At 39.1% G+C, this 22771-nt stretch carries 18 protein-coding genes, 2 tRNA genes and 1 rRNA gene; 2 read left to right on the forward strand and 19 right to left on the reverse strand.

Annotated features, from left to right (window positions below; all coding sequences use genetic code 11):
• Positions 1-127 precede the first annotated feature (127 nt).
• The 19 genes from ACHZEU_RS13045 to ACHZEU_RS13135 form a co-directional block, all read right to left on the reverse strand.
• Positions 128-1679: ribosomal RNA gene (locus ACHZEU_RS13045) — 16S ribosomal RNA — on the reverse strand.
• Between the two features lie 694 nt (positions 1680-2373).
• On the reverse strand, positions 2374-2655 hold the full coding sequence (locus ACHZEU_RS13050; protein WP_048395308.1) for a hypothetical protein: 282 nt from the start codon (positions 2653-2655) through the stop codon (positions 2374-2376).
• 211 nt (positions 2656-2866) lie between these two features.
• Complete coding sequence (lysS, locus tag ACHZEU_RS13055) at positions 2867-4369, reverse strand: lysine--tRNA ligase (RefSeq protein WP_175400778.1); 1503 nt, start codon at positions 4367-4369, stop codon at positions 2867-2869.
• A 179-nt stretch (positions 4370-4548) separates the two neighbouring features.
• Positions 4549-5589: a tRNA dihydrouridine synthase DusB gene (dusB, locus tag ACHZEU_RS13060; protein ID WP_404803477.1), complete on the reverse strand. Its 1041-nt coding sequence runs from the start codon at positions 5587-5589 to the stop codon at positions 4549-4551.
• An 87-nt stretch (positions 5590-5676) separates the two neighbouring features.
• Positions 5677-6189, reverse strand: a complete 513-nt coding sequence (gene folK / locus ACHZEU_RS13065; protein ID WP_054548584.1) for a 2-amino-4-hydroxy-6-hydroxymethyldihydropteridine diphosphokinase — start codon at positions 6187-6189, stop codon at positions 5677-5679.
• Complete coding sequence (gene folB, locus ACHZEU_RS13070; RefSeq protein ID WP_004229125.1) at positions 6189-6554, reverse strand: dihydroneopterin aldolase; 366 nt, start codon at positions 6552-6554, stop codon at positions 6189-6191. The genes folK and folB overlap by 1 nt, the downstream gene beginning before the upstream one ends.
• Entirely contained in the window at positions 6554-7408 is an 855-nt protein-coding gene (folP, locus tag ACHZEU_RS13075) for a dihydropteroate synthase (RefSeq protein ID WP_112116970.1), read from the reverse strand. The genes folB and folP overlap by 1 nt, the downstream gene beginning before the upstream one ends.
• Before the next feature lie 13 nt (positions 7409-7421).
• Complete coding sequence (pabC, locus tag ACHZEU_RS13080) at positions 7422-8261, reverse strand: aminodeoxychorismate lyase (RefSeq protein ID WP_112116969.1); 840 nt, start codon at positions 8259-8261, stop codon at positions 7422-7424.
• Positions 8262-8843: an aminodeoxychorismate/anthranilate synthase component II gene (gene pabA / locus ACHZEU_RS13085; RefSeq protein WP_048395320.1), complete on the reverse strand. Its 582-nt coding sequence runs from the start codon at positions 8841-8843 to the stop codon at positions 8262-8264.
• Positions 8840-10249 (reverse strand): aminodeoxychorismate synthase, component I, encoded by a 1410-nt coding sequence (pabB, locus tag ACHZEU_RS13090; protein ID WP_048395321.1) that lies wholly within the window; start codon positions 10247-10249, stop codon positions 8840-8842. The genes pabA and pabB overlap by 4 nt, the downstream gene beginning before the upstream one ends.
• A gap of 148 nt (positions 10250-10397) precedes the next feature.
• On the reverse strand, positions 10398-11327 hold the full coding sequence (cysK, locus tag ACHZEU_RS13095) for a cysteine synthase A (protein ID WP_004229133.1): 930 nt from the start codon (positions 11325-11327) through the stop codon (positions 10398-10400).
• Positions 11328-11575: 248 nt separating this feature from the next.
• Positions 11576-12547: a peptidyl-prolyl cis-trans isomerase gene (locus tag ACHZEU_RS13100; protein WP_305193893.1), complete on the reverse strand. Its 972-nt coding sequence runs from the start codon at positions 12545-12547 to the stop codon at positions 11576-11578.
• Positions 12531-13412, reverse strand: coding sequence for an Hsp33 family molecular chaperone HslO (gene hslO / locus ACHZEU_RS13105; protein WP_009373570.1), 882 nt, complete (start codon positions 13410-13412; stop codon positions 12531-12533). The genes ACHZEU_RS13100 and hslO overlap by 17 nt, the downstream gene beginning before the upstream one ends.
• A gap of 21 nt (positions 13413-13433) precedes the next feature.
• The gene (locus ACHZEU_RS13110) at positions 13434-14201 is read right to left on the reverse strand and encodes a type III pantothenate kinase (RefSeq protein ID WP_048395343.1); all 768 of its coding nucleotides are present in this window, start codon (positions 14199-14201) and stop codon (positions 13434-13436) included.
• 251 nt (positions 14202-14452) lie between these two features.
• Positions 14453-15286 carry an aldo/keto reductase gene (locus ACHZEU_RS13115; protein WP_081010921.1) on the reverse strand — a complete coding sequence of 278 codons (834 nt, stop codon included), beginning with the start codon at positions 15284-15286 and terminating at the stop codon, positions 14453-14455.
• 153 nt (positions 15287-15439) lie between these two features.
• A complete protein-coding gene (gene ftsH / locus ACHZEU_RS13120; protein ID WP_048395325.1) occupies positions 15440-17467 on the reverse strand; it encodes an ATP-dependent zinc metalloprotease FtsH in 2028 nt (675 codons plus the stop codon).
• Positions 17468-17748: 281 nt separating this feature from the next.
• The gene (gene hpt / locus ACHZEU_RS13125) at positions 17749-18291 is read right to left on the reverse strand and encodes a hypoxanthine phosphoribosyltransferase (protein WP_004229145.1); all 543 of its coding nucleotides are present in this window, start codon (positions 18289-18291) and stop codon (positions 17749-17751) included.
• Positions 18292-18358: 67 nt separating this feature from the next.
• Positions 18359-19765 carry a tRNA lysidine(34) synthetase TilS gene (gene tilS, locus ACHZEU_RS13130; RefSeq protein ID WP_066038166.1) on the reverse strand — a complete coding sequence of 469 codons (1407 nt, stop codon included), beginning with the start codon at positions 19763-19765 and terminating at the stop codon, positions 18359-18361.
• Positions 19766-19794: 29 nt separating this feature from the next.
• Complete coding sequence (locus ACHZEU_RS13135; RefSeq protein ID WP_404803478.1) at positions 19795-22188, reverse strand: SpoIIE family protein phosphatase; 2394 nt, start codon at positions 22186-22188, stop codon at positions 19795-19797.
• 418 nt (positions 22189-22606) lie between these two features.
• Here ACHZEU_RS13135 and ACHZEU_RS13140 point away from each other — a divergent pair.
• Positions 22607-22681, forward strand: a tRNA-Gly gene (locus ACHZEU_RS13140).
• Between the two features lie 11 nt (positions 22682-22692).
• Positions 22693-22769 (forward strand) — tRNA-Met (locus tag ACHZEU_RS13145).
• Positions 22770-22771 lie beyond the last annotated feature (2 nt).

The following is a 22771-nucleotide window of genomic DNA, read 5'->3' on the forward strand; positions in this document are numbered from 1 at the left end:
ATGTCGTTTTATCCAGTTTTCAAAGAACAAGTTTTGAAGTGTTTCATTCAGATAGAATGAACCTTCAAAACTGAACGCAAAACGTAATCTTACAAACCCAAGGTTTGTATTCCGAAATAATCCTTAGAAAGGAGGTGATCCAGCCGCACCTTCCGATACGGCTACCTTGTTACGACTTCACCCCAATCATCTATCCCACCTTCGGCGGCTGGCTCCAAAAGGTTACCTCACCGACTTCGGGTGTTACAAACTCTCGTGGTGTGACGGGCGGTGTGTACAAGGCCCGGGAACGTATTCACCGCGGCATGCTGATCCGCGATTACTAGCGATTCCGGCTTCATGTAGGCGAGTTGCAGCCTACAATCCGAACTGAGAACGACTTTATCGGATTAGCTCCCTCTCGCGAGTTGGCAACCGTTTGTATCGTCCATTGTAGCACGTGTGTAGCCCAGGTCATAAGGGGCATGATGATTTGACGTCATCCCCACCTTCCTCCGGTTTGTCACCGGCAGTCACCTTAGAGTGCCCAACTAAATGATGGCAACTAAGATCAAGGGTTGCGCTCGTTGCGGGACTTAACCCAACATCTCACGACACGAGCTGACGACAACCATGCACCACCTGTCACCGTTGCCCCCGAAGGGGAAACTATATCTCTACAGTGGTCAACGGGATGTCAAGACCTGGTAAGGTTCTTCGCGTTGCTTCGAATTAAACCACATGCTCCACCGCTTGTGCGGGCCCCCGTCAATTCCTTTGAGTTTCAGTCTTGCGACCGTACTCCCCAGGCGGAGTGCTTAATGCGTTAGCTGCAGCACTAAGGGGCGGAAACCCCCTAACACTTAGCACTCATCGTTTACGGCGTGGACTACCAGGGTATCTAATCCTGTTTGCTCCCCACGCTTTCGCGCCTCAGCGTCAGTTACAGACCAGAAAGTCGCCTTCGCCACTGGTGTTCCTCCAAATCTCTACGCATTTCACCGCTACACTTGGAATTCCACTTTCCTCTTCTGCACTCAAGTCCCCCAGTTTCCAATGACCCTCCACGGTTGAGCCGTGGGCTTTCACATCAGACTTAAAGGACCGCCTGCGCGCGCTTTACGCCCAATAATTCCGGACAACGCTTGCCACCTACGTATTACCGCGGCTGCTGGCACGTAGTTAGCCGTGGCTTTCTAATAAGGTACCGTCAAGGTACAGCCAGTTACTACTGTACTTGTTCTTCCCTTACAACAGAGTTTTACGATCCGAAAACCTTCTTCACTCACGCGGCGTTGCTCCATCAGGCTTTCGCCCATTGTGGAAGATTCCCTACTGCTGCCTCCCGTAGGAGTCTGGGCCGTGTCTCAGTCCCAGTGTGGCCGATCACCCTCTCAGGTCGGCTACGCATCGTCGCCTTGGTGAGCCGTTACCTCACCAACTAGCTAATGCGCCGCGGGCCCATCCTATAGCGACAGCCGAAACCGTCTTTCAGTCTTTCACCATGAAGTAAAAGAGATTATTCGGTATTAGCCCCGGTTTCCCGGAGTTATCCCAAACTATAAGGTAGGTTGCCCACGTGTTACTCACCCGTCCGCCGCTAACGTCAAAGGAGCAAGCTCCTTTTCTGTTCGCTCGACTTGCATGTATTAGGCACGCCGCCAGCGTTCGTCCTGAGCCAGGATCAAACTCTCCATAAAAGAAATTTGATTAGCTCAAATTGTTTTGCTGGCATCATGTTTGATGTCCAAAATTGTGTTTCGTTCACTAGCAAAACTAGCTACTTAAAACTTTATTGATTACGTTTTGCTTGTTCAGTTTTCAAGGTTCATTTAGCAACCATCTCTCGACAGCAACTTTTAAATTATAACATTTCTTCACTTCGTTGTCAACACTTTTTTAAAATGTTTTTTCAAATCAGCGGAGACAACTTTTAAATTATATTATAATCAATTATTCATGTCAACATCTTTTTTCAAATTGTTTTTGAAGTTCAATGTTGTTGATTGCATCGTCTTAACGACAAGTAATAATTTATCACGTTAGAAAAAACTTCGCAAGTGTTTTTTATACAAAATCTAATTTAATTTAACAAACTTGCTTTAATAAGCAAATTTGTGTATTTACGAGAATCGTAAATCATAGTATCTTTCCTTATTTATTATTTGTTTTACTATACATCTCTTTCTATTAAATCTCAATATCTTAAATTAAAATACTACTTACTTTTCAAGTTAAATATAGCTCATAAAACTTAGTGTAAAATTACTTCCTAAATAAAACTACAAATTTAATTAGTTGTTTAGGTCAAAGAAGGTTTTTAAAAATTGCATTATGAAAATAAGCAGGCGCTAAAGTAGAAGTACTTTAGCGCCTGCTTATTTCTAATAGTCCCTATTTTATTTCATTACCTTGAGGGTCAACTATATTTAAGCACCACAAGAAGTTATCCCATGCAGAATACCAGCCACTAAAGATTTCAGAAGAATCGTCCCAACGAACATCAAATTTCTTATGGCCATCTATTTCTACTAAATATAAAGTAAGATTCTCGTCTTTTTTAGCAACGACTAATTTCATACCATGCTCGAGCTCTTCCTCCGTAAATGGAACATCAGAAACAGAACGTAATTGTGCCTGTTCAAATACTTGTTTGTTAATAATTTTGTAATTCATTATAAGCCCCCAATAAAATACTTCTTTTTATACTTATTGTATTTGATTTGAAAAACATAGAACTATAAAAGTATAACCTAAATATAATCTACGTTTAAACAACTTAATTTTTTTCATTGAGCAAAAAGAAGAGAACTCACCTATCCTGTGAATTCTCCTCTTAATTCATTGAATGCTCTTTAGCAGCTCTATAAAGAGCCTACGCAGTAATTTATTTTGTAATATGACGCATTGTTGGGAACAATAATACATCACGAATTGATGGTGAATTTGTTAGTAGCATAATTAAACGGTCAATACCTATACCTAAACCACCTGTTGGAGGCATACCGTATTCTAATGCTTCAATGAAATCATTGTCCATTTCATGTGCCTCATCATTACCTGCTTCTTTTTCTGCTAATTGTGCTTCAAAGCGTTGGCGTTGGTCGATAGGGTCATTTAACTCTGTGAAGGCATTGGCGTGCTCACGACGAACGATAAATAACTCAAAGCGATCTGTAAAACGCTCGTCCTCTGGATTTTTCTTCGCAAGAGGTGAGATTTCTACAGGGTGACCATATACAAATGTAGGCTGTACAAGCGTCTCTTCTACTTTCTGTTCGAAGAATTCATTGATAATATGACCTACTTCGTGAACATCCTTCACTTCAACTCCATGCTCTTTAGCAAGTGCTTGTGCTTGTTCTTTTGTCATCGGCTGCCAGAAGTCTACACCTGTTGCCTCTTTTACAGCGTCAACCATATGAACTCGTTTCCAGCCTACAGCAAGGTTGATTTCATCTTCACCATATTGAACAGAAGTTGTACCGAGAACTTCTTGAGCAACATGTGCAATAAGATTTTCAGTTAGAGACATGATATCTTGATAATCAGCATATGCTTCATATAGTTCAATCATTGTAAATTCAGGGTTGTGGCGTGTAGAAATTCCTTCATTACGGAACACACGTCCGATCTCGTAAACTTTCTCTAAACCACCAACTATTAAACGTTTTAAATGCAATTCGATGGCAATTCGCATATATAATTCCATATCAAGGGCATTGTGATGCGTAATAAATGGACGAGCTGCTGCGCCACCTGCAATTGTGTGAAGCATTGGTGTTTCTACTTCTAAGTATCCAGCATTATCTAAATAATTTCGGATTGCACGAATAATTTTCGAACGCGTGATAAATGTCTTTTTGCTATCTTCGTTTGTCATTAAATCTAGATAACGTTGGCGATAACGTTGCTCAACATCCTGTAAGCCGTGGAATTTCTCTGGCATAGGACGTAGCGCTTTTGTAAGGAATGTGAATTCCTCAGCCTTTACAGAAAGTTCTCCTACTTGTGTACGGAACACGTTACCACGCACACCCACGATATCTCCTAAATCAGCTTGTTTAAATAATTCATACGCTTCTTCGCCTACATGATCTTGACGAACATAAATTTGAATTTGACCATTTAAATCTTGAATATGTGCAAAGCCCGCTTTTCCTTTACCACGTTTCGTCATAATACGGCCCGCAATAATTACCTCTTGAAGGTTTTCCTCAAGCTGTTCTTTTGTTTGATCTGCAAATTGATCACGTACTTCTGTTGATAAATGTGTACGCTCAAAACGGCTTCCAAATGGGTCTTGTCCATTTTCTAGTATCGTTGTCATCTTTTGGCGTCTCACCAATAGTTGATCATTTAATTCTTCTATATTTGACACTTGTTTCACTCCTTAAGTAAATTGTCCGCGTTTACGTCCATAATATTTCTATTGTACACAATTTTAGTGCTGTAATCATCTGTTTCAATTTATTTTCAATCCAATACAAAATAATTAATAATTCTAAAAATTAAAGGTGCTGCTGAAAAGGCGCCTCTATCAAATTATAGAGACGCCCTTAATAAAAACTATATCATTAATTCTTTAACTTCTGGAACAATCAATTTAGATTCGCTTTCTTCATACTCCTGTACAAGACTATTTAATAGTACCCGAAGTTCTGCCGCAGTTTCTGTTTGGTTAATAGCATTGCGGGCCTTACCATTACCTCGGATTCCTTTTAAATACCATGATGCATGCTTACGCATTTCCCGTACTGCAATTCCTTCTCCTTTTAATTGAAGAAGTCGTTCAAAGTGTAGTAAACATACGTCCATTTTTTCTCGTACACTTGGCTCTTCTTTTAATTCACCAGTTGCTAGGTATTCAACCGTACAATAGATCATCCATGGATTACCTAAAGCAGCACGTCCAATCATTACTGCATCCACACCTGTAGTTTCCAGCATTCGTTTAGCATCTTGGGGTGTTTCCACGTCACCGTTACCCAGCACAGGAATGCTGACATTTTCCTTCACTTGACGAATATAATCCCAGTTCGCTTTACCCTCATACATTTGTACACGTGTACGACCATGAACTGCTACTGCAGCTGCACCTGCCCGCTCAACAGCTTGAGCATTTTCAATCGCAAAGATATGTTCTTCATCCCAACCAATACGCATTTTTACGCTAACAGGCTTTTTAACAGCATCCACAACAGCCGCTACCATCTCATATACTTTATTAGGATCAAGTAGTAAACGTGCTCCCGCTTCACATTTTATAATTTTATTAACAGGACATCCCATGTTGATATCAATAATATCAGCAGTCGTATTTTCATCCACATATTTTGCTGCTTCCACTAAGGTTTCTTTATCTCCACCAAAGATTTGCAGTGAAAGAGGATTTTCACGTTCATCGATATAAAGCATACCTAATGTTTTTTCATTTTTTTGGACAATGCCCTTATCACTAATCATTTCAGCATATACGAGACCTGCCCCAAACTCCTTAACCGTTAATCGGAAAGCAGAGTTACAAATCCCAGCCATTGGCGCTAATACTACTCGGTTGTCCATGACAATATCGCCAATTTGAAATGGCTTCTCTGTTGACTGACTCAACGTTTTTCTTCCTCCTCTATAGGCTTTACCTATTTTCTCTATCTATCGTTAATGCTATACGCTGATAATTCATTCCTATACAAATACTTAATTCACCGCTGACGGCTCATTAAAGTGGTTCCAGAAGATTACGCCTTCCTTTTCACAATCCATTTGCTGTAACAGATCATGCGCTTGTTGTAGCTGTTCATCGAAAGGTGATGGTGTGATCTCTACAAGTGGTACTAGGACGAACGCTCGCTCGTACATTCTTGGATGAGGAACAATTAAGTTCTCCGTTTCAATATTCTCTTGATTGTAAAGTAAAATGTCAAGATCAATAACTCTTGGGCCCCAGCGGAATTCTCTTACACGCCCTAATTCCCGTTCGATTTCTTGGCAAATATTCAACATCTCAACAGACGATATAGCTGTTTTTAGATGAACAGCTATATTCAAAAAATCGGCCTGATCCGTATAACCTACAGCAGCTGTTTCAAAAACAGATGAAACACGAATCAACTCTAGTTCCTTCTTTTCTTTTAAAAGGTCTACTGCATGCTGAAGATTCTCATATCTCTCCCCCATATTTGTTCCGATAGATAAATAGACATCCTTCATTAGAAATCCCCCCTCGTAACCTCAACAGAGACTTCTTTATAATAACCATGAATAGGTGGGTCTGGTTTAATAAGCTCTACACGAACTCCTTTTACTTTATCAGGATAGGTTGCTAAAATCACATTTGCTATTTTCACAACAAGAGCCTCAATAAGCTTAAACGGTTCACCCTCTACAATATCCCGACATAACGCATATACCTCTGCATAATTTACGGTATAAGAAAGATCATCCGTTTCACCGGCTTTTGTCATGTCTACTGCAAGCGAAACATTTGCTCGAAAGCGTTGGCCTAGAGTGGTTTCAGCTGCTAATACACCATGATAACCATAAAACTGCATGTCCTTTAAATGAATATAATCCATCACGCTTCCTCCTTAAACAAACGTTTACCCACTAATACATCCGTCATATATGTTGCCCGCGCCATTTCCTTTACATCATGAACTCTTATCATATGACAACCCTTTTCAATTCCATAAACCACTGTGGCGCTTGTCCCTTCAAGACGCTCCTCAACAGGTAAGTTTAAGACATTACCAATCATTGATTTACGTGATGTTGCTAATAATACGGGATAGCCCATAGCCACTAAATCCGATAAGTGTTGCATCATAGCTATATTTTGTGCAGTATTTTTAGCAAAGCCGATACCTGGGTCTAAGATGATATGATGATCGGGAACTCCCGCTCGCTGTGCAATGGCAATACTTTTTTCTAAATCTGCCTTTGCAGTCGTCCAAAAATCAACACCATAATCCATATTTTCACGGTTATGCATTAAAATGATTGGAACATGTAAGTCTGCAGCAACCTGAGCTATTTCTGGTTCTGCCTTTGCTCCCCAAATATCATTGATGATATGTGCGCCGGCTTCAATTGCGGCACGCGCCACACTTGCTTTATACGTATCAACTGAAATAATGACCTTTACTTCTTGTGCTAACGCTCGAATAACAGGCACGATGCGTGCAATTTCATCTTCATCTGAAATTCGTTCGTACCCAGGACGTGTAGATTCTCCACCTACATCGATAATTTTTGCTCCTTCAGCCACCATTTTTTTTGCTTGAGTAACTGCAGCCTCCACATTGTTATACTTTCCTCCATCAGAGAAGGAGTCCGGTGTAACATTTAGAATCCCCATAACAAATGTCTCTTGTCTATAGTCTAATGTAATACCATTAATCGTTAATGGTTTCGTATATTTTTCTAGCATGTAAACGCTCCTTCTATCCTCGTTCCACTTCTTGAACAAATGCGCTATGCAAAATGGAATAAATAGGTCCTTTATTGCCTAAAAATCGCTGGTTCTCCAAGCTACTAATAGGCACAAGTTCTTGTACTGAATTGGTAATGAAGCATTCCGTACTTTGTAGTAAATCCTCTTTTGTATAAAAGCCTTCCTGTACGTCAAGGTTTAGCGCACTAGCCTTTTCTATAACCCATGCACGAATAATTCCTGGTAAAATACCTGTCCCCAAAGAAGGCGTATATAGTATATCATTTTTTATCCAAAATATATTTGATGTCACACCTTCAGCTACATAGCCTGATTCTGTTAAAAAGAAACCTTCTTGTTGAGCCAGTGATGGCATTTCAAAGCGACCAAGCACGTTATTGCCGTAATGGTGCGATTTAACACGAAATGCTTGTTCAGGTGTATTGCGTGGTATGGTAAGCCATTGTGCAAACTTTTCAGTACCACGCGGTGTGTCTTGAAGTTCCTTGCGAAAAATGATGATATTAGGTTGTCTATATTCTGTTGGCTGTAATCCAATATTATGTTCACCCGCAGATACATTTAAACGGAAGTAACCATCCTGACCGCCAGCAAGTTGATTTAGTTGTTGCACAGCCTCAAGTAATACACTTTCAGGATAGTTTAAATGAATGTGATATTGTGATAAAGCATGCTGTAATCTTTCCATATGTGCTTCCCAGTAAAATACCTGACCACCATATGTTCGGAACGTTTCAAAAAATCCTAATCCATATAAAAATCCATGATCAAATGGCGAAATTCTCAGATCCTGGGCCGCCATATAGTTTCCGTTCATCCAGCACTGCATCTATTTCACTCCTTCTATATACATTTCTATAAATTGGCGAAGAAGTTGTTTCCCTTGCTCTGTCATAATGGATTCCGGATGATATTGTACACCCTCAATAGGATATTCCTTATGACGTAAACCCATAATTTCTCCTTCTTCTGTCCAAGCTGTTACTTCTAGACACGCTGGTAATGTCTCCTTTTCTACAATAAGAGAATGATAGCGAGTTGCTTGGAATGGATTTGGCATGCCTTTATGCAACCCCACTTCAGCATGCAGCACGGGTGATGTCTTCCCATGCATTAAACGTTCCGCTTGTATGACATGACCACCAAACACTTGTGCAAGCGCCTGATGTCCAAGACAAACTCCTAAAATCGGAATATTTCCCGCGAAATATTTAATAATGTTCAGGCTTTCCCCCGCCTCATTTGGACTACATGGCCCTGGAGAAATAACAATCATATCTGGCGAAAGTTGTTCTATTTCTTCTACTGTAATAACATCATTACGTTTTACTACTATGTCATGACCAAATTCACCCAAATATTGGACGATGTTATAAATAAATGAATCATAGTTATCGATCATCAAAATCATAATACTCGCTCCTCTGCCATTGCCTTTGCCTGCCACATTGCTTTCGCTTTATTTAAAGATTCCTGATACTCTCTTTCCGGAACAGAGTCAATGACAATGCCTGCTCCAGCTTGAATATGCGCAACCCCATCTTTTACAAACGCTGTACGGATTACAATATTAAACTCCATATCACCTGTAAAGCCTAGCCAGCCGATTGAGCCTGTATATAAACCACGTCGTACAGGCTCCAATTCTTCAATAATTTCCATAGTGCGGATTTTTGGCGCTCCTGTAATTGTCCCACCTGGGAACATCGCACGAATAACATCTGCATTCGTTTTACCTTCTGCTATTTCTCCACGCACATTCGAAACGATATGCATAACATGTGAATAGCGCTCAATGACCATAAACTCATCCACTTCCACTGTTCCATAGGTGGATACGCGTCCTAAATCATTGCGCTCTAAATCCACTAACATCACATGCTCAGCACGCTCTTTATCATTATCAATTAATTCTTGAGCCAACGCTAAATCTTCCTCTTCCGACTTCCCTCTTGGTCGAGTGCCAGCGATTGGTCTCGTCGACAACTCATTGCCTTGACGCTTGACTAGTAACTCTGGCGATCCAGAAACAACAGAAAAATCAGGTGCTTCAATATAAGCCATATATGGCGACGGATTAAACGCTCGTAGTGCCTCATAGACATCTAGTGCATTTGCATTGAGTTTCTTAGACTGACGAACAGATAAATTCACCTGAAAGACATCGCCTTGTGCGATATACTTTTGGATTTTTTTTACTGCTGCCTCGAAATCGCCGCCTGCAAATGAAACAAGCAACTCATTTTCATCATTCTTAACTTCTATAGCAGTTGTTTTCTCAAATTTGCGCGCGTCTAATCCAGCCTGTGCAGCAACCTGCCAGATGTTAGCCCATTCTTCCAAGTTAACCTCATTCTCTTCTAACTTCATAAGTGTCACTGTATTCGTTTTCACATCATGTACGGCCCAGCAATCAAAGATATAATAATAGATATCAGGCACTTGTAAATCATCTGTTGCCGTATTAGGAAGCTCCTCGATTTTACGAGCATAATCATACGACACAAATCCAATAGCCCCTCCCTGAAAAACAGGTAGCTCTGCATTATAAGAAACCTGATATTCCGCCACAAGCTCTTCCAGTAAGTCGAGGGACTCCCCTTGTAAAACTTCCTGTCTGCCATTTCTCCAATTTACGAAAAGCCCACCCTCTACTGATCGTGCGGTAGCTAATGGATTCCACGCAGCTATTGAAAAATGTCCACCACGTCCACTCTCTAAAAACACATGCGCTTGCTGCGTCTCTGTCTGCCTTTTATAGCTATAAAAAAATGAATCTGCATCCATCGTTAATGTTTTTGTAAGTATTGTTTTCAAGTTATTTTTCCCCTTTAAACATATGATGTGATTCCATCTTAACTTGATTATTACATAGAAGCGAATGTTTTTATAATTTTCATAGTGCCCTAGTTTTCACACTAAAAAAGGGCCCCTTTATAAAGGAGCCCTTACATAAAAAATTGAATTAGTCTTCAAATTGATATAAAGGTGTTGATAGATAACGTTCACCATTAGAAGGCACAATAGCAAGGACATTCGAACCCTTACCTAAACGTTTTGCCGCTTCAATTGCAGCATAGATTGCAGCACCAGATGAAATACCACATAGGATTCCTTCTTCACGTGCTACTTTACGTGCTACTTCAAAAGCAACCTCATTCTCAACAGGGAATACTGAAGAATAGACTTCTGTATCTAAAACTGCTGGTACAAATCCAGCGCCAATTCCTTGAATTTTATGAGGCCCTGGTTGACCACCAGAAAGAACTGGTGAATCCTTTGGTTCAACTGCAATGATTTCAATGTTTGGATACTTTTCTTTTAAGACCGCACCAGCACCAGTAATTGTACCACCAGTGCCGACACCAGCTACAAAAGCATCGAGTGTCAGGCCATCAAATGCTTCTACAATTTCTGGGCCTGTTGTTAAACGGTGAATTACCGCGTTCGCAGGATTTGTAAATTGTTGTGGTAGGAAGTAGCCATGTTCTTCAGATAGTTCTTCTGCTTTAGCAATTGCACCTTTCATACCTGCTGGACCAGGTGTTAATACAAGCTCTGCACCATAAGCACGTAATAAATTACGACGCTCTAAGCTCATAGTTTCTGGCATAACTAAAATGGCTTTATAACCTTTAGCAGCTGCAATCATCGCAAGACCAATACCTGTATTACCAGATGTCGGCTCAATAATCGTACCACCAGGTTTTAATGTCCCGTCTTTTTCCGCAGCTTCAATCATAGCTAAAGCTAGACGGTCTTTCACCGAGCTTCCCGGATTAAAATATTCTAATTTTACATACACAGTACCTTCATTTTCACTTGTTGCATGATTTAATTTTACAATTGGTGTTTTACCAACTAATTCAGCTACCGAGTTTGCTAATCTACTCATTTACTAATCCACTCCCAATCCCTACTATTTTTATAGGTTTTACTTATTTTGTATTTTATCAATTTTTCCATTCGATTGTCAATAAATAAAACTAATATTTTCAGAATATTTATCATTGCTATGAAAAGGAAAAATCTTATCCTCACTAAAGAAAAAGAACCTGCATTTATTGGGTAATTCACTACGAATGCCTGTAAGTTTGATCAGACTCATTTTACCCCGCAAAACCTGCAGACTCTTTTCATGTATTATTTTTCTTTTTTAGTCTCTCCATAATACCAAGTAGCATTAAATTCCGACCAAAATGCTTCTGGCGTAACAGATTGCGGTAATTGCTCTAAAGCTAATTCTCGCTCAATATGTTCTTTCACATCGTCATATGTAAAGGATTGTCCTTCTAATATCTCTTGTACTTGAACAATGCCATAATGACCATTATCTAACTTAAAGGCTTTACTTACCTCATCTACCTTTAGTGATTTTACAGTATTAATAATTGCAGGGTCTACATTTTCCTGATTTTCTGTAAGGAAACCAATATCCCCTCCTAAACTCGCTGAAGCACTATCAACAGAAATTTCTCGTGCCAGCACTGTAAAATCAGAGCCATTTTTTAATTCACCCAGTGCCTCATCAGCAGCTTTTTTTGAATCGACCTCAATAAAATTCGTACGATAGCTTGTTTTTGTATTATATAAGCCTTGATTTTCCTCATAATACTTTTCAACGTTTTCTTCCTCTATCACTACATCTTTAGTGAGTACCTTATCCAATATAAGCTGTGATCGAATCTTTTGGCGTAGTTGCTCTGCCGAAAGATTTTGCATGGCTGTATCATACTTATCTTGAGCAGATCGCATTAACGCTAATTCAAGATCAATTTCTTTATCAGTAACTTTAATTTTATATGTTTTTGCGGCCTTTTCCATTACCGTTTCATTTACTAAATTTTGGAGTGTTTCTTTACCATATCGTTCTTCCATAGCAATCATCCACTCTTGGCGTGTGATAACATCCCCGTCAATGGCAGCGACTTGTTCGTCGCTACCAATTTCCTGACCTTTGTTAGGGATCAACCAACTAATGAACCATAATACATTTCCTAATAACAAAACGGCTATGACAGCTAAAGCAGGCTTTGTCTTTAAACGACGTTGCAATAAAGGAGTTTGGTTTGGTGTTACATTGGTTGAAGGTCGCCGATTACGCGTTGAGCTCATCGATAAACCCTTCTAGCTCATCTTTAGAAAAGCTATATGTCTCTAAGCAGAAGTGACATTGTGCCTCTGCACCGCCGTCCTCATCAATCATTTCTCTAATCTCTGCTGTTCCTAGACCTAAAATTGCCGCACCAAACCGCTCTTTTGAACATTGACATTTAAATTCAACTGGCATGGAATCTAAAATTTGTAGATGTCCATTTCCTAATACAGCTTCTAAAATTTGCTCTGGTGTAAAGCCTTTTTCAATCATTTTGGAAACAGGCTCTATTGTAGCAAGGTGTTGCTCAATTTCAGTTATCGTTTCTTCCTCACAACCTGGCATTAATTGAAGTATAAATCCGCCAGCTGCAAGAATAGTGTTGTCTGGATTAACTAATACGCCTAAACCTACAGATGATGGTACTTGCTCAGATGTAGCAAAATAATAAGTAAAATCTTCAGCAATTTCGCCTGAAACAATTGGTGTTTGTCCTGAAAACATATCTCTTAAACCAAGGTCTTTAACAATTGTAAGAGCACCTTCTGTTCCAACACCTGCTCGAACATCTAGCTTACCTTGCTCGTTTAAATCAAAGTGTACATGAGGGTTTGTCACAAATCCACGCACTTCTCCATGTGCATTACTATCAATTACCATTGGGCCAATTGGACCGTTGCCCTCAATTTTAATAGTGATTTTCTCTTCACCTTTTAGCATGGCTCCCATCATAACTGCCGCTGTCATTGAACGACCTAAAGCTGCTGATACAACTGGCCATGTATCGTGACGGCGTTGCACTTCTCCTACTGTGGCTGTTGTACGTGCTGCAAACACACGAACTTGTCCATTAAATCCTAAACCTCTTACTAAATAATCACTCATAAATGGAATGTCCCTCATTTCCTATTGGTTACGTTTATAGAGCTTATATAAACCCTTTAACGTTAAAAATGGATCTACAACATCTATAATTTGTGTCTCCCCTGCAATTAGATTTGCTAATCCACCTGTAGCAATAACTAATGGCTCCTCTTTACTTTGTGCTTTTATACGATTAACAATGCCCTCAACTTGCCCGACAAAGCCATAAAAAATTCCCGCCTGCATGGCAGAAACGGTCGTTTTCCCCACGATATGTGTAGGTCGAACGATTTCAATACGCGGCAATCTTGCAGCCTGTGTATAAAGAGCCTCTGTAGAAATAGTTATGCCTGGCGCAATAGCTCCACCCATGTAATCGCCCTTTTCGTTCAAATAACAATAGGTTGTTGCTGTCCCAAAATCAACTATGATACAAGGGGCCTTATATAAATCTAGAGCTGCTATGGCATTCACTATGCGATCAGACCCAACCTCACGAGGATTTTCGTATTTAATATTTAAACCTGTTTTCACACCTGGCCCTACTATCAATGGCTTTTTTCGAAAATACTTCTGGCACATCGCCTCTAGTGAAAACATAATTGGTGGCACAACTGAGGATATAATAATGCCTGTTATTTGTTCAAATGAAATGCCTGCATGATTAAAAAATGAAAGAACTTGCATGGCATATTCATCTTCTGTTTTATGAAGATCCGTCACCATACGCCAATGGAAGGCTAATTGATCGTTGTCATCATAGACACCTAATACAATATTGGAATTCCCTGCATCTAAAACTAAAATCAAGAATGACACCTCCCATGTCGTCATTGTAACTTTCACAATCCCCATATTACAATATTCTCTCTAACTGGAATGAGGATAAAACACTTTAGAAAATGATACCATACTTTTTATCTTGATTCAGCAGATGTTGTTTGTACTGTAGGGATAGTCTTAGGTACATCACCTTCTACTACAGGTGGAGATAAATACCTATACATGTTATCATCCTTCTTTAAAAAGAGGCCCCCTAAATATGGTAGCCTCTCTTACAATCATTTGAAATTAAATTTTTCTGGATCTGGACCACAACGTAGTCCATCGTTCATTGCATCTAACTGTGTCATTTCTTGCTCAGTTAACGTAAAATCAAAAACAGCTAGGTTTTCAGTCATACGTGCAGGTGTCATCGTTTTTGGAATCGTGACAACATCATGTTGCACATCATAGCGTAATACAATCTGTGCAGGCGTTTTGCCATATTTAGATGCTAGCTCTTGAATCAATGCCTCTTCCAGTAGAGAACCATTCATCAACGGAGACCATGCCTCTACCTGTATGCCCTTATCCTTACAGTAGGCACGTACTTCCTCCTGTATTAAATGCGGATGGAATTCAATTTGATTTATAACAGGGACGACAGTCGTTTCCTTCAAAAGGCTTTCCAAATGGTGTACATGGAAATTACTAACACCAATTGAACGTACTCGACCATCTTGATAAATCTTTTCTAGTGCTTTATAAACTTCAATATAATTTTGGTCTATTCCAGGCCAATGTACTAAATATAAATCTAAATAGTCTAATCCTATTTTTTCTAGACTGCTGTCATATGCCGCAAGTGTTTCTTCATAGGAAAGTCCATCGTTCCAAACTTTTGATGTGATAAATAATTCTTCACGAGTTACCAAGCCTTCTTCAATGGCTGCTCGTATTCCTCGTCCAACACTTTCTTCGTTTCGATATACTTGTGCTGTATCAATACTACGATAGCCTTTTGCTATAGCTGTTTTGACTGCTTCAGCTAGGTCATCTCCTTCGGGTACTCGAAAGACACCATATCCAACCAAAGGCATTTTAAGACCATTATTCAATACAACATTTCCCACGCATATACACTCCTATCTTTTTTGGCTAACATCTCTCTAAATGGCAGAGTTGCATGCAGCTTGTCTTTTTTACTACTCTATCCTAATGCTTATTAGTAAGAAAAGGCAAAGAAAAAGACTGCTTACTGAACTAGTAAACAGTCTTCCCTATTTTTAATCACGTTTTTCATCGATACCCTTAGGTGCATCATTCGGTTCTTTACGTTCTTTTGCTAAATCCAAAGTTGTTGGATTTGACTCTTTACTTAGTAGCTCTTTTTCAACAACTGGTTCGCCAATAGTATCTAATGTAGGCTTTGCTTCAATCTTTGGAGTGTTCTCCTCAATTTTTTCTGCAGCCTCTGGTTCCGGTAACACACCGTGATCACGTAAATGCTCAATTTCTTGTGCATTTAATGTTTCTTTTTCCATTAGTGTATTGGCAATTAAATCAAGCAGGTGACGTTTTTCCGTAAGGATACGCTTAGTACGCTCATATTGTGTATCAATTATTTTTTGCATTTCTTTATCAATTTCATAGGCTATTGAATCAGAATAGTTCTGGTCAGAATTAAAGTCGCGGCCAAGGAATACATTACCACCTTGACTTGAACCAAATTGCATAGCTCCAAGATTCTCACTCATTCCGTATTCAGTAACCATAGCACGGGCAATGCTTGTAACCTTTTGGAAATCGTTATGTGCTCCAGTAGAAACTTCACCAAGAACAATTTCTTCAGCTACACGACCACCCAGAAGACCTGCAATACGATCTAAAAGCTCTTGCTTTGTCGTAAAGAAGCGCTCTTCCTTCGGTAACATAATCGCATATCCACCCGCTTGCCCACGAGGAACAATTGTTACTTTGTGTACTGTATCAGCCTCATCTAGCTCAAGACCAACGACTACGTGGCCGGCTTCATGGAAGGATACTAGTTTCTTCTCTTTCGCAGAATATACGCGACTGGCTTTTGCAGGACCAGCGATTACTCGGTCTGATGCTTCATCAATATCTGCCATATTTATAGTGCGCTTACTTTTTCGAGCCGCTACAAGCGCTGCTTCGTTTAGTAGATTTTCTAAATCCGCACCTGAGAAACCTGGCGTACGTTGAGCAACAGCTGCTAAATCAACTGTATCTGCTAAAGGCTTATTACGTGCATGTACTTTAAGAATTGCCTCACGTCCTTTTACATCAGGATGACCTACTGTAATTTGACGGTCAAAACGACCTGGACGTAATAATGCTTTATCTAAAATATCCGGGCGGTTTGTTGCGGCAATGATAATAATCCCTTCATTGGCACCAAAACCATCCATTTCAACTAATAACTGGTTTAATGTTTGTTCACGCTCATCATGGCCTCCACCGAGACCAGCACCACGTTGACGACCTACTGCATCAATCTCATCGATAAAGATGATACATGGAGCATTTTTCTTAGCATTTTCAAATAGATCTCGGACACGAGAAGCACCAACACCGACAAACATTTCAACGAAGTCAGAACCTGAGATAGAGAAGAATGGAACACCCGCTTCACCTGCTACTGCTCGTGCAAGTAATGTTTTACCTGTACCTGGAGGACCTACAAGTAAGATACCCTTTGGAATACGGGCACCAATTTCAGTGAATTTGCGGTGGTCTTTTAAGAATTCTACCACTTCAACAAGTTCTGCTTTCTCTTCATCAGCACCTGCTACATCTGTAAAACGCACTTTTTTCTTTTGATCATCATACAGTTTAGCTTTACTTTTACCAAAGCTCATCACTTTATTACCGCCACCCTGAGATTGACTCATTAGGAAGAAGAATAAGAAAATGATGATAATGAAAGGAATAATTCCTGTAAAGAATTGAATCCATCCACTTGTTTCTGGTGCTGCTAAAAAACTAATATTACTATTTTTATCCTTAGCAGCCTCATCGATGCGGTCCATTAAAGATTGGTTTTCACGAGGGATGTTTGTAGTAAAACTTTCCCCTTTTTCATACCCCTTCAGTGTTCCTTCAACGACGTAAACTGATTTATCAGGTTGAATTGTAGCACTTGTTATTTCTTTCTTATCTAGAGCTTCTTGAAACTCATGATAAGTTAATTCTTTCGTTGGTGAATTTCCACCATTGAAAGTACCAAAAATACCGATAATCACTAGGAAAATCAGTAGATAGAATATGGTATATCGAAATATTCGATTCATCTCCAGCCTCCTCATTACAAACAGAAAAATTATAAGTAAAATCTTAACATATCATGATTTCATCATACAACGAAAAGCCCTACTTAAAAAATGTTTCGTTCACTTATTGCCGTTATCACAACAGTTTTTAGGCCATCTTTATATGTCCCAGCGTAATTGTACCTGTTCCTCGGGCTCGATATAGCTAAACATTGTGTCAAGATTTTGAATTATGTTAAACATAACTAAAAATACGTGACTTGCGCTGGAGACCTTTACTTTTTATAGCTGGTCTTTTGTTCTTAGAAAGAATATACCTCAGGCTTTAAAATACCAATATAAGGTAAATTACGATATTTTTCAGCGTAATCTAAGCCATATCCTACAACAAAGCCATCTGGCACTTCGAAACCAACATAGTCAGCAGATAAATTTACTTTTCGACCTGATGGTTTATCAAGTAATGTAACAATTTTAATGGACTTTGCTTTGCGATATTTAAATAAATCTACTAGATAGCTTAAAGTTAAACCACTATCAATAATGTCCTCGATAATTAATACGTCACGTCCCTCAACGCTTGTATTCAAATCCTTTAAAATCTTCACTTCACCAGATGACACAGTAGCATTACCATAGCTAGACACATCCATAAAATCAAGTTCGATGAAAGAATCGAAACGTTTCATTAGGTCTGTCATAAATGGCATTGCCCCTTTAAGTACGCCAACAGCTAATGGAAATGCATCTTTGTATTCCTCTGTTAATTGCGCGCCTAAGTCTGCAATTCTTTCTTGCAATTGTTCTTCTGTAATCATAATTTTTTCGATGTCGTTTTGTAACATATCGATTCCTCCTCGTGATGTATCAAAAAATCTTCACCCTATTTCGGTGAAATATTTTACAAAGACCTTAGTCTACGATGAGCACTGTATCATCGTTTGGTTGCGGAGTGGTTGAAAAAAATATTCCCATACGCACACCAATTACCGCTACCACCTCATCAGATTGAGAAATCAGTAACGGCCAGCTATTTCGCTCATTTAAAGGAATCTTTTCATCTATAAAAAGGCGAGATAAGCGTTTTGGCTGATCCATTCCTTTTAACAGCATTCTATCTCCATCCCTGCGTGCCCGAACATAAAACGGTAGGTGGAGTTTGCTAGCGTTAAAATAAAAAAGTTGTGCAGTATCCGTCAGCAATTCAGACGATAAATCATGCAAATTGACTACGCGTAAGCGCTCACCATTTGTCAGTGTTGTCCAGCCATTAGCAGTCGAAATAACCTGTTTCTCAGGAGAAGCTAGGCCTTCTAACGGCTCCTTTTTCTGAATCGTTAAATTTCCATAACGGCGAACTGCTAGAAAATCTTCAGGTAAGTGAATTTCAGCATACCCTGCTGTTGTATCACAAAGCTTTAAAATTGAAGTCAATAAGGCATAACTTTGTATCGTATTTGAATCTTTGTAAAGATAGTTTAATAGTATTAAAATGAGCCTCCTTTGTAAAGCAAGTGGTACCAATTGAAATGCCTCAATTTCCATGCGATATGTATTTTCATTATTTCTTATGATGATTTGGGAAAATACATCTTGGGCCAATGTCATTAAAAAGGTATCGTCTTCTTGCAATTGCTTTGTGAAATGGGTCACTTGTTCAGTCACTCGCGGATTCTCTGCCTCCAATAAAGGCACCACATGATGTCTAAAACGATTACGTACATAGGTATCTTTAGAATTGCTAGCATCTTCTCGATAATCTAAACCTTTTCTAAGTAAATATTCCCCTATTTCAGACTTTGTAACCGTTAAAAACGGACGAATTAATGATTTTCCTCCAAAAATTCTTTGAGGACGTATGCCCTGCATGCTATTCATTGTTGCATTTTTTGTAAGGGCCATTAATACTGACTCCAGTTGGTCATCCGCATGATGTGCAGTTACAAGCTTATTAGCATTTGTTTTTTGCAGAACTTCTTTGAAAAATTGATACCTTTCCCTACGACATATTAACTGTGTATTACCATTTTCCTGTGCCAATATTGTAGGTATTGGAATTTCCTTGGCATGTAAGTAAACATCATTAGCGTCACAATATTTTTGAACAAAAGCCCTATCCTCAGCAGAAGCTTCTCCTCTCAACATATGATCAACATGTACGGCTTCCACCTGAATGTTCCAATGCTCCTGTGTTTGAATAAAGTAATGAAGTAAAGCCATAGAATCTATCCCACCCGAAACGGCGATGAGAAGATGGTCGCCTTGCTGTAATAATTGCTCTTCTTCTATAAATGTTTTGACCTTTAATTCAAATGACAAACGCTTCTCCTCCCCTTTTCGTTGTTAGTTTAAGATGATTTACTCATTGAATACTGAGCTGGTCTAAAGACAGCCCATGTCGGTACAACATGTGTCACCTCTAACATTAATACTGTACAATCATCCTCTATTTCAAAATATCCTTGGAATGATTGCATAATGGTTGTTAGCTTTTCTTGAATCGTTTTATTTGTACTTGCTACCTGCTGTGCGAAAGCTAAAAATGTTTCCTCCTGTTCATCCCAATCAGCTACACTTGAGAACAGTCCATCTGAATGCATTAAAATAACATCACCTGCCTTCAGTTTTCTTTTTTCAGCTTCGACCGCTGAAATAGATAAGAATCCTACAGGTGCTGCATTACTTTCTACTTTCAGTACCTCTTTTCCACGCAAAATGTAGGTTGACATTCCACCCGCTTTCCACGACCACAAATCTCCGTGCTGTAAATCGACAAGTGCAAAATCAAGGGTTGCATACATATCATCTTGCTGTTTTAATGCCATGACATAATGGAGCGTATGCATCGCAGTTTCGGGATTCATATTGTAATTTAGACACTCTCTCATTAAATGAATCAATTTTCTACTTTCATGTTGTGCTTCTTTACTTTGCCCCATACCATCAGACAGCAATATCGCAAATAATCCTGGATGCAATTGGAAAAGGGCATGAGAATCACCGGAATATAGTGTTGCATCTTTAGACATGCTATATATATCATACTCTACTTCAAAGCTAATAGCTGATCTAAAGCAAATTTGAACATGACGAAATGGTATTTCGCAGGCTACTACTTTTTCAATTTCAAAAGGTTCATCAAAAATTTCATAAAGAATCGGCAAAATCATACGTTCAGCTAATGTCGTATCTTTCTCCCAGTTGACACGTGCTGGTGCTAAGGCACAAACAATCTTTCTTGCCCCAGGCTTATTACTTAAGACATCAAGTTGAAAACATTCAATATTGGCTTCCTTTAAGCGCTCAACAATGTCCTTCTCAACACTTACAAAAGAAATTGTATCTTCCTTCATCTCAGCAATTAACTGATTTAAATGATTGCTCATATCTCGCAGTTGAAGGGCAATCATTTTTTTACCATGGAAATATTGCCCGTTAATTCGTTCTCTATAAAGTTCTGTATCTAATTCCTCAAAGATTTTCGTGGATTTCACACATTTATAGCGTATTTGTTCTTCAACACGATGAATAGCTGATTCCTTGCCTACTCCTTTCATATGAAACCAATCTGTCATCAGCTTGTCCATACCATTATTTTGCGCACCCCAGCAATGATCATAACGGAAACAACTTAAACAAGTATTCATTGGTGCTACTTCCTTTGCCGCTTCAACTGGTGCTGTCATAAAGCGATCAAACACAAGTTCCTTCATGAATTGCACAAAATGCTGAAAGTGCTCTAATTTATACGTTACATGTTCTGTTAACCAATTCTGTCGGGCTAGTAAAACCTCTTCTCGTTGTGGAAAGAGCTTGTCCCTTACCCTATCCGAATATTTCTTTGGAATGGTTAGAAATAAAATACTACCAATGGCAATTGAGGTGAAATAAACACTATCCAAGGGCAATGTGGCGTCATAAAATAAAAAAAATACACTAGGTAAAATACTACCAATAGCAACGCCAAATCTACCACCTTTCGCTCCCATACCCGCACATAATCCAGTTAAGGTAGCCACCGAAAGCATACCGGTAAACGAAAGCTTGGCCACACCAATAAGCGTCCCTAGCACTGCTCCAATGACAGTTGCTAAAGGAACACTTCCAACCAATGCGCCAAAACAGATAAAGAGCTGCAGTAAAAAAATAGGGAGTGAAAAATAGCTTATTACAACCGTTTGCATTCCAGTAAGCATGGCTGCAAAGACGACTAATCCTGAACCTAGCTTTTCATATGTCCAATGCGTCGTAAACCATTCATACGAATTAACAAATAATACTTGCATAAACAATGTCATAATAAGAGCTAAAGCTGCTTCACAGCCCACATAAAATTGTACAAGCACTGGTGGTAAGCCTTGATACATCACCCCTTGCCACATTATTTGTACCAGTAATACAGCTAAAGACACAGCAATACTTTGGGGCAGTTGCCAGTAACGAAAACGCATAATACATTCATACAGGATAATTTGTAAAGCGAGAATTAGGACTTGTCCAAAGCCCAGGAAAAAGCAACCCGCTAAACTCCCAAATAATACGAATTTGGCATACTCCCTATATTTTGTTCGAATAATGGCCCAAAAAGGAACTGAGAACGGTACAGCCGCTTCAAATACAACAGATTGAGCTAAGAAAAAGGCGGTTAAAAAAAAGAGAGAGCCTATTAGGATCTGCTTCTTTTTCAAACCAATTTTTTGGTTATCTACATTCGTTGTATTATACCATTCAATACTTGTCATTTAACTATCCCCTTTCCGCACTTTTGGTTATTATAAAAAATTATGTGTGGAAAGATTGTCTGACGTTGACAGAAAAAAATATAAATATTTCGACTAATAGCTATTCATAAATACGAGAATTGGCAACAATTTCTATAGTAAAAGGCTTTTGATCAATAGAAATATTGGAAAATTCAATTATTGAATCAATATAATAATTATTTACTATTCATCTTAAAGCCTAATTTGAAGGGATTTCACGTACTATTAATGGTTTGATACAACTATTCTCTAGGATATATTTCTACGTAAGAACAAAAAATCCGCTAAAATATTCTTCTATAGTTAAATGTCCTGAAATATCTTTAAATATTTTTTCAAACCTACTTGACACTAGCACGATTGGCTTGTATTATTTAACTTGTTGCTTAAACGACATGCGGAAGTAGTTCAGTGGTAGAACACCACCTTGCCAAGGTGGGGGTCGCGAGTTCGAACCTCGTCTTCCGCTCCATTTCTAAATTTGGCGGCCTAGCTCAGCTGGCTAGAGCGTACGGTTCATACCCGTAAGGTCGGGGGTTCGATCCCCTCGGCCGCCACCATA

This window comes from Lysinibacillus sp. S1 (genome assembly GCF_044986265.1).
GTDB classification, from domain to species: Bacteria; Bacillota; Bacilli; order Bacillales_A; family Planococcaceae; genus Lysinibacillus; species Lysinibacillus capsici.